Source organism: Stenotrophomonas sp. SAM-B, assembly GCF_013387485.1.
In the GTDB taxonomy this organism is placed as follows: Bacteria; Pseudomonadota; Gammaproteobacteria; order Xanthomonadales; family Xanthomonadaceae; genus Stenotrophomonas; species Stenotrophomonas maltophilia_AA.
The window spans coordinates 124,213-133,027 of record NZ_JABBXB010000007.1; the positions used below are offsets into that span (position 1 = coordinate 124,213).

Below are 8,815 nucleotides of genomic sequence, written 5' to 3' on the forward strand. Positions count from 1 at the left end.
GTTACTCCAGGCAGGCAGAGGGGGTACAGCGCGAGCCTTGGATTGTAGTCCGCGGGGGCGGGGCTGACCAATGGCGCCGCCCCTCGGCGGGCCGCCGCGTGCAGACCAGGACGCCAGCCGCAATGGTCCGCCGGGGAAACCAGAACGGCGCCCCGAAGGGCGCCGTTGCTGTTCACTTCCGCAGTGACCGGACCCGGCCTTACCGGTTGTTGATCACATAGTCCGCGATGATCCCGGTGGCGATGGCGACCAGCAGCAGGTTGCCGCGGTCGTCGCGGATCCAGTGGTGGTCGCGCGGCGGGCGGCGCACCGAATAGCGGCTGTAATCATTGACCACGTAGACCGGGCCGCCGTAGTACTCACGGTAGCGGTGGCCACGCGCCCAGCCGTAGGAGCCGTACCCTGGCGCCGGGCGATAGACCACACGCGGCGGCGGCGGGCCTGGACGGTAGTAACCACGATTGTCGTAGCGATGGTCGTAACGGCGGTCATGGCGGACCTCGCGACGGTCATGACGATCGTGCCGGTCATGGCGATCGTGGCGGTTGTCGCGGCGGTCATCACGCCACTCCCGGCGGTCGTGACCGCGGCCACGGTGGTCATCGGCAAAGGCCGGGGCCACGGTGCCCAAGGCCAGCAGCGAGGCAACGGCCCCGACCACAAATCGATTCATGCGCATGACTGGCCTCGCTTGGTGGGTTGATGGCTCCATCATGCGCACGGCGTCTGAACGGTCTCCGGCTGGAAACGGTTTCCAATTCAAGGGCTTTGACCCCGCATTCAGGCGGCGGCAAGCCCCAGGGCCGGTGGCTCCCGGCGGTCCTGATCGCTTCCGGCTATAATCGGGCCATCCTTTTCTTCCATCTGTTCCTGTTCCGTATGGAACGGGCGCAGGGTTGCGCCTTCGGAGACCTCATGTCCTCGCAATACATCTACACCATGAACCGCGTCAGCAAGGTGGTCCCGCCCAAGCGGCAGATCATCAAGGACATCTCGCTGTCGTTCTTCCCCGGTGCCAAGATCGGCCTGCTGGGCCTGAACGGCTCGGGCAAGTCGACGGTGCTCAAGATCATGGCCGGCGTGGATACCGACTTCGAGGGCGAAGCCCGTCCGCAGGCCGGCATCAAGGTCGGCTACCTGGCCCAGGAACCGGAGCTGGACCCGACCAAGACCGTGCGCGAGTCGGTCGAGGAAGGCGTGGGCGAGGTGCTGCAGGCCCAGGCCGCGCTGGACGCGGTGTACCTGGCCTATGCCGAGGAAGGCGCCGACTTCGACAAGCTGGCCAAGGAACAGGAGCGCCTGGAGGCGATCCTGGCCGCCGGCGACGCGCACACCCTGGAAAACCAGCTGGACGTGGCCGCCGATGCGCTGCGCCTGCCGCCGTGGGAAGCCGTGGTCGGCACCCTGTCCGGTGGTGAAAAGCGCCGCGTGGCGCTGTGCCGCCTGCTGCTGCAGAAGCCGGACATGCTGCTGCTCGACGAACCGACCAACCACCTGGACGCCGAGTCCGTGGAATGGCTGGAACAGTTCCTGGCGCGCTACACCGGCACCGTCGTGGCGGTCACCCATGACCGCTACTTCCTGGACAACGCCGCCGAGTGGATCCTGGAACTGGACCGCGGCCGCGGCATTCCGTGGAAGGGCAATTACACCGACTGGCTGACCCAGAAGGACGACCGCCTGCGCCAGGAAGACAACCAGGAAAAGTCCCGCCAGAAGGCGATCCAGAAGGAACTGGAATGGTCGCGCCAGAACGCCAAGGGCGGCCGTACCAAGGGCAAGGCGCGTCTTGCCCGCCTGGAAGAGCTGCAGTCGGTGGATTACCAGAAGCGCAACGAGACGAATGAAATCTTCATCCCGCCGGGCGAGCGCTTGGGCAATGCGGTGATGGAGTTCAAGAATGTCTCCAAGAAGTTCGGTGATCGCCTGCTGTTCGACGATCTGAACTTCCTGGTTCCCGGTGGCGCGATCGTCGGCATCATCGGTCCCAACGGTGCCGGCAAGTCGACCCTGTTCAAGATGATCACCGGCCAGGAAAAGCCCGATACCGGCGAGATCGTGGTCGGCCCGACCGTCAAGCTGTCCTACGTGGACCAGAGCCGCGACGCGCTGGAAGGCAACCACAACGTCTTCCAGGAAATCGCCGGCGGCCTGGACATCCTCAACATCAACGGCGTGGAGATCCAGTCGCGCGCGTACATCGGCCGCTTCAACTTCAAGGGCCAGGACCAGCAGAAGCTGGTTGGTTCGCTGTCCGGTGGTGAGCGTGGCCGCCTGCACATGGCCAAGACCCTGCTGCAGGGTGGCAACGTGCTGCTGCTCGATGAACCGTCCAACGATCTGGACATCGAAACCCTGCGTGCGCTGGAAGATGCATTGCTGGAGTTCCCGGGCAACACCTTCGTCATTTCGCATGACCGCTGGTTCCTGGATCGCATCGCGACCCACATCCTGGCCTTCGAAGGCAACTCGCACGTGGAGTTCTTCCAGGGCAACTACCGCGAGTACGAAGAAGACAAGCGCCGCCGCATGGGCGACGACGCTGCGCCGAAGCGGCTGCGCTTCAAGGCGCTGAAATAAGGGAATGAAGAACGGCCGCGCACTGCGCGGCCGTTTGCATTCCGGTAGGTCACGACCGTGGGTCGTGACGCAGACGCGCACCGCGCGGCTGTTTTGCATTCCGGTAAGTCACGACCGCGGGTCGTGACGCCTTATCGTCAAGAGATTCCACCATGTCCCTCCCCGAACGCCTGTTCCAGCTGCAGCAGCACGGCACCACCGTGCGCACCGAGTTGCTGGCCGGCCTGACCACCTTCCTGACGATGTCCTACATCGTCTTCGTCAACCCGGACATCCTGGCCACCACCGGCATGGACCCGGATGCCGTGTTCGTCGCCACCTGCCTGGCCGCCGCGCTGGGTTCGCTGGTGATGGCGTTCGCGGCCAATTTCCCGGTCGGAATGGCCCCCGGCATGGGCTTGAATGCGTTCTTCGCGTTCACCGTGGTCGGCGCGGCCGGGCTGCCTTGGCAGCAGGCACTGGCAGCTGTCTTCATTTCCGGCCTGGTGTTCCTGGTGCTGTCGCTGACGGGCGTGCGCGCCTGGCTGGTGGCGGGCATTCCGCCCTCGCTGCGGGCGGCGATCGTGGCCGGCATCGGCCTGTTCCTGGCGATCATCGCGCTGCAGAAGTCCGGCGTGATCATTGCCAACACCGACACCCTGGTCGCGCTGGGCCCGCTCAATACCGCACCGCCGCTGCTGGCACTGGCAGGTTTCCTGCTGATCGCCGTGCTGGAGGCGCGGCGGGTGCGCGGCGCGATCCTGATCGGCATCCTGGCGGTGACGGGCGCGGCATGGGCCTTGGGCGAGGTGCAGTACACGGAGCTGATCTCGCTGCCGCCGAGCCTGGCCCCGACCTTCCTTCAGCTCGATCTGCCCGGGCTGCTGCACCACGACGGCGGCGCGCCGATGGCGGTGCTGCTGCAGGTGGTGCTGGTGTTCGTGCTGGTGGAAGTGTTCGATGCCACCGGCACGCTGTACGGCGTGGTCGGTCGTGCCGGCCTGCTCAAGCTGCCGGGCGCACAGAAACGCTTCGGACGGGCCCTGTTGGCCGACAGCACCGCGATCGTGGCCGGTTCGCTGCTCGGGACCAGCAGCACCACCGCATTCGCCGAAAGCGCCTCGGGCGTGCAGGCCGGTGGCCGCACCGGCCTGACCGCGCTGGTGGTGGCCGCGCTGTTCCTGGCGGCGCTGCTGTTCTCGCCGCTGGCCAAGATGGTGCCCGGTTACGCCACCGCGCCCGCCCTGCTGTTCGTGGCCGGGCTGATGCTGCGCGAACTGGTGGACGTGGAATGGGGCGACCTGACCGAGTCCGTTCCGGCTGCGTTGTGCGCGTTGGCGATGCCGTTCACCTACTCGATCGCCAATGGCCTGGCGTTCGGCTTCATCGCGTATGCGGTGCTGAAGGCCGGCACCGGGCGCTGGCGCGAAGTGCATCCGGCCGTGTGGCTGGTGGCTGGGTTGTTCGTGCTGCGCTACGCGCTGGAATGAGGATGGGCATGCCGAGCCACGATCGGTATGGGGCGGATCAGGCCCAGGACGGCCGCAATTGGCCGTCGGCGCGGAAACGGTAGCGGCGGTCAAACCAGCCACTTCCGAACAGGAGCAGATTGTGTGAGTAATACGCCGGCGGATCGGCGCGGAGCCGAGCCACCTCCGGCAGCGTCGCGCGGAGTCGCGTCGCCAGTGCGCTCTCCCCCTGCGCCTGCAGGTAGGGCAGGACCGCGGCGGTGAATCCGTAAGGCCCGGTGCCGGTCTGGGTACCCGCGCGTGTATCCACGCGCTCAACCATCGTCGCCTGATCACGCAACCGGGCCAAGGGGCCATGCAACGCGGCCAGCGTTGGTTTGAACGCCGGATCGCGCGGGTCGGTCATGCCTGCCCACAGGTACACGCGGATCGCATCGTAGCTGCCCATTGCACCTTTTACGGGATCGGCGAAGAAGCCGCTGGAGCGCCACGCGGTCCAATCCGGGGCGAACCCTTTCGGGGCCGTGTCCTGCAGCATCCGCAGCGTATTTCGTGCGATTGTCGGCCACGGGCCACGGGTGTCGACCCCAGCGAAACGGCGCAGGAGCGGCATCGGCAGATAGCTGGGGTTGAGACGCCAGTAATCATCCTCGACAAACCCCTGCGCCCCCGGGAGGAGCATCGGTCCCAGTCCGGGCAGGTCGACGATCTCGAGCTCGCGCACCTGGGCCAGCATGCCCTTGGCCACCTCCAGCAACGCCGGTCGGCGCCACAGCCGGGCCGCTTCAATCAACGTGTAGGCCAGCCACAGGTCAGAATCGGAGGCAGGGTTGTCGTCCAACACCCTCCAGCGCCCTGCCTCGTCGCGTCCCCACAGCCAGGCCGGCAAGCGCTTGGACATGTCGCCCCCGGCAAGGTTATCCACCGTCCAGCCAAGAATGCGGTCGAATTGCGCCTGATCGTTGCTGACCAGTGCGAAGAACAGCGCATAGGACTGCCCCTCTGAAGTTGTCCGCAGGTCCGATGCGCTACGGTCGATCATGCGTCCGTCGCTGCTCAGACTGGAATCGGCCAGGATCCCCCATTCCAGCCAGGCAGCCTTCCCACGCGCCGACCCCGTTGCTGCGCGCAGGTTCGGGAGGCTGGCAGCAACGCCCACCGCAGCGATCGCCTGCATGAGACGACGGCGGCGCAGACTCGGAAACTCAGCGGAATTCGCCATAGGGCACCAGTGGCGCAACCGGAAGCGGCAGATTTCCCTGCCAAGGATTGAAGGTATACCGCAGGTAGAGCTGGAACGTGTTCGGCGCGAAGTCTTCGCTGCGCTGGAGGGTGCCGGCCGCGCCCAGTACCAGATGGTCGCCGAGCCGGCGTTCGACCGCCGCATAGAACCGGTAGCCGGTTCCACGGCTGCGGCTGTCGCCGGTATACAGCCCGGAGGGATCCAGGGTTACCGGACCATAGGTGTCGGCCAGTCCGGCCAGGATCGCGTCCATCAGTCCCACCTCTGGATAGCGACTGTAGCTGTCGGTTCGCGAGCGTGACCAGCTCACCGAGCCATCCAGGCGCACCGACCAATCATCATTGCGCCAGGCGAAACTGACCGGCAGGCTGAGAGAGGTGTACTGCTGCGGGCTGTAGTAGCCGCCCTGCCCCAGCGAGTAGCCGCCCAAATCGTGCCGATAGCGCCAGTACATCGCGGTCACTCCGGCGTCCAAGCGCATGTCGGTGCGCACGATCAGCTTGTGGTACCACCCCGCCATGGCGCGCGCACGGTCATTCTCGGCAACGTTCTCTCCCAGCAGGCGATGCCAGCTCCAGTTCGACCACACGCCGTTGCGCCCGCCACGGTCGTAGCCCAGGCTGAAGGTCGCGCCGTTGGCTGTGACGCCGCCCCAGCGGATGCCGCTACGCGGGTCCACCGCCCCGGCCTGCGACAGCAGGGAGTTGGTCATCGGTCGCCGGGATGCCGTGGCAGACCAGCCCAGCACGCCGAGATCCCCCCCTACCGTCACCCCCCCGAGCCAATTGCCGACCGGATAACCGGATGCGGTGTGCCCGACGTCAACGCTGAAGGTATCGTCCAGCGTGCGCCACCCCACCGCGAGTCCCGCACCGGAGTTCATGCGCTGGTGGACGTTGCGATTGCACCCCGGAGCCCGCACGCGGGTACCGTCCGTCTGTACCAGATCAAGTTGGCAGGTTCCGTAATCCTCGTCGTAGCTACCGTCGGCGTCTGTCTGGAAGCTGCGGGCGTTCAGCGACACCTGCTCGATCCGTGCGAAGCCCAGGCCCTGTGCGACAGGCGCGTCCAGATGCACGATGCGGGTATCACGGGCCAGTCGCGAGATGCCGGGCGTGCCATCGCTGCGGCGTCCGGAATCCTGCATGACGGTCAGGGTGGGATTCTGCTGCTGGTACAAGGTTTCCACATCGCTGCGGATGCTGCGCCGCAGCCAGTCGTCCTGTGCGTTCTCGCGGGAAGCCAAGGTCAGCGCGCGGTCATCGCGAGGAAGTGCCTGGGCCGGGGCAAGCACTCCGTTGTCCTGCATGGACAGTGCATACAGATCCAGCGACTCGCTGGGCGCGTCGCGGCGTACCAAGCGTGCAGCATCACGGTATGTCTGCGCGTCCGGTCCGGTCTTGCGCTGAATCAGCTGGCGCAGAATCGCCAAGGCCTTTGCATTCTCATGCAGGTCGGTCCAGATGCCGGCAAGTTGGCGCTGCTGTCCAACCGCATCGTCGGCCACGGCCGGTGGTGTGCTGGCCATCGCCTGCCGCGCCCTCGGCAGGTCGCCTATCCCTATCCAGGCCTGGATGCGCCCCAACTGCGCATCGACGTTTTCCGGCTCAGCCTCGAGCACCCGCGCGTAATGTGCCAACGCGGCCTCGAAGTCATCGCGTTCGCGCGCCCAGTCGGCCAGGATCAGCAGGTTATCCGCGCTCGGCGGCTGCGCTTCCAACAGTGCAACCGCCTCCGCCTCACGGCCGCTGCCATGCAGTGTCCATACGGTGTCGATGAGCTGTTGGCGGCGCAGCCGTGAATCCAGCGCTCGAATGTCCTCATCCCACGCCGTGGCGGGGACCTGGGCCAGAGCCGCCAAGGCGGCATCGAGGTGACCGATGGACGACAAGTACAACGCCTGCGCATAGCGCGCGACCGGATCGCCGGCCGCGTGTGACAGCATGTCGGTGATCACCGCGTCGGCGTCGGCATCTTCACCGACAGCGCGCAGATCGTTGGCCAGCCGATAGGCCAGCCACGGATCTGCGGGCCGCTGCAGGCGCATCTCACGCCCCAGAACGATTGCCTCCCTCACCTCGCCCCGTGCATGCGCGAGGTCCAGTCGCTGCTGTAGTCGCTGCAGGCGCAACTGCAGCAGGTCAGCGGTGTACAGCGTGCGCTGCGATGCAGGCAGCTGGGCGATGTACGTCTCCAGCCGGTCCGGATCGGTGCGCCCATACAGCTGCACCAGCTTGCGGATCACATTGGCATCTCGCGGCGCGGTGCGCTGAGCAGCCAGCAGCTGACGCTCGGCCCCCGCATCGTCCTGCTCTGCCACCGCGACGTCGGCCAGCCCCAGCATCGCGTTGACCTCGCGTGGCTGCTGGCGGTGCGCCTGGGTATAGAGGCTGCGTGCGCTCGCCGTATCGCCGGCGGCCATCGCGGCATCCGCCCGCTCCAGCAGCAGCCAGTAGCGCGTACTCGCGATGAGGTCCTGCCATTTTCCGCTGGCGCCATCGGTGACCGCGCGCTGCGCCTGCTGGAAGTAATCCAGGGCCTGGCTTCGATCTCCTTGGCGCATCAACGCAAGGCCCAAGCCCCCCAGAAAATCGGCTTCCCGCGGATAGCGCTTCAATGCCTCGCGAAAGCCTGTCTCTGCGGCAGCGTTGTTCCCGCGTTCCAGCTGCTGCTGGGCTCGAAGGCCGGCCCGCCAGGCCGGGTCGCTGACCAGTTTGTTCTGCTCGGCGTAACGCTTTCGCGCGTCGTCCAGCTGCGCCCAGGCCGGATACCGGGTAATGAAGGCACGCAGCAGCCGCACACTTCGCTCGGTCGCCGGCTGCGAAGACAAGTACGACCACTCGCTCTGGGCAGCCAGGGTGCGGGTCTCAGGATTTCGTGAAATGCGTTGCAGCACGGCCAGGGCTTCATCATCGCGACCGGCGTTGAACAACAGCTGCGACAGAATCTGCAGCACGTTCGTGTTGCCCGGGTAGCGCGCATCGAGTGCAGACAACCGGGTGATCGCCAGGCTTCGTCCCGTGGGCTGGGCGCCGCGCAAGCGCCAGTACTCGATGCCCAGCTGCAAGCCGGGCGGGTTGTCGTCGAACAGGCGTCGGTAAATCACCATGGCCTCGTCCGTCCGCCCGCCGGTGGCGAGCAGGCGCGCTTGCTGCAGTTCCTGTTGCAGGTCGCCGCGATAGGCACGCCACAGGCGCTCGGCGGAGGCCAATTCCGCAGTGCCGACACCGATCTGGCGCAGTCGCTGCAGGGTTGCGGTGGCATCATCGACTTTCTGTTGCGACAACTGGACTTCCACGATCGCGAGCAGTGTGTCGCGATCATCCGGGGCCAGCATCCGCAGACGAGCCAGCGCATCTTCGATCAGCGCCTGGCGGCCGGTCGCCTCGCCCACCCGCACCTGCTGCAAGAGCCACTGGCGTTGTTCGGCGAGGGTGCCGTTGACAGGTAGCGGAGCATCCTGCGCCCACGCCATGCCAGCACCAGCCAACCCCAGGAAGACCAGGCTACCGGCAACGGCGAGCGGTCGTGCGGCTGGCTTCAT

5 protein-coding genes are annotated in these 8,815 nt (G+C 66.4%); 2 read left to right on the forward strand and 3 right to left on the reverse strand.

Annotation, left to right across the window (positions count from 1 at the left end):
* Positions 1–199 precede the first annotated feature (199 nt).
* Positions 200–679: an RcnB family protein gene (locus tag HH110_RS15080; protein WP_176990419.1), complete on the reverse strand. Its 480-nt coding sequence runs from the start codon at positions 677–679 to the stop codon at positions 200–202.
* 236 nt (positions 680–915) lie between these two features.
* Between HH110_RS15080 and ettA the strand changes: the two genes are divergently transcribed.
* Both ettA and HH110_RS15090 read left to right on the forward strand, forming a co-directional pair.
* Positions 916–2,580 (forward strand): energy-dependent translational throttle protein EttA, encoded by a 1,665-nt coding sequence (ettA, locus tag HH110_RS15085; protein WP_176990420.1) that lies wholly within the window; start codon positions 916–918, stop codon positions 2,578–2,580.
* A gap of 152 nt (positions 2,581–2,732) precedes the next feature.
* Positions 2,733–4,049, forward strand: a complete 1,317-nt coding sequence (locus tag HH110_RS15090; protein ID WP_176990421.1) for an NCS2 family permease — start codon at positions 2,733–2,735, stop codon at positions 4,047–4,049.
* A gap of 37 nt (positions 4,050–4,086) precedes the next feature.
* On the opposite strand, the gene bcsZ is transcribed toward HH110_RS15090, so the two are convergent.
* Together bcsZ and bcsC are read right to left on the reverse strand one after the other, a co-directional pair.
* Complete coding sequence (gene bcsZ, locus HH110_RS15095; RefSeq protein ID WP_176990422.1) at positions 4,087–5,250, reverse strand: cellulose synthase complex periplasmic endoglucanase BcsZ; 1,164 nt, start codon at positions 5,248–5,250, stop codon at positions 4,087–4,089.
* Positions 5,234–8,815 carry a cellulose synthase complex outer membrane protein BcsC gene (gene bcsC, locus HH110_RS15100; RefSeq protein WP_176990423.1) on the reverse strand — a complete coding sequence of 1,194 codons (3,582 nt, stop codon included), beginning with the start codon at positions 8,813–8,815 and terminating at the stop codon, positions 5,234–5,236. The genes bcsZ and bcsC overlap by 17 nt, the downstream gene beginning before the upstream one ends.

What these genes read in the sequence shown, in the direction of transcription:
- HH110_RS15080 (WP_176990419.1), bottom strand. Translation starts at nt 679, where the DNA reads ATGCGCATGAATCGATTTGTGGTCGGGGCCGTTGCCTCGCTGCTGGCC.
- ettA (WP_176990420.1), top strand. Translation starts at nt 916, where the DNA reads ATGTCCTCGCAATACATCTACACCATGAACCGCGTCAGCAAGGTGGTC.
- HH110_RS15090 (WP_176990421.1), top strand. Translation starts at nt 2,733, where the DNA reads ATGTCCCTCCCCGAACGCCTGTTCCAGCTGCAGCAGCACGGCACCACC.
- bcsZ (WP_176990422.1), bottom strand. Translation starts at nt 5,250, where the DNA reads ATGGCGAATTCCGCTGAGTTTCCGAGTCTGCGCCGCCGTCGTCTCATG.
- bcsC (WP_176990423.1), bottom strand. Translation starts at nt 8,815, where the DNA reads ATGAAGCCAGCCGCACGACCGCTCGCCGTTGCCGGTAGCCTGGTCTTC.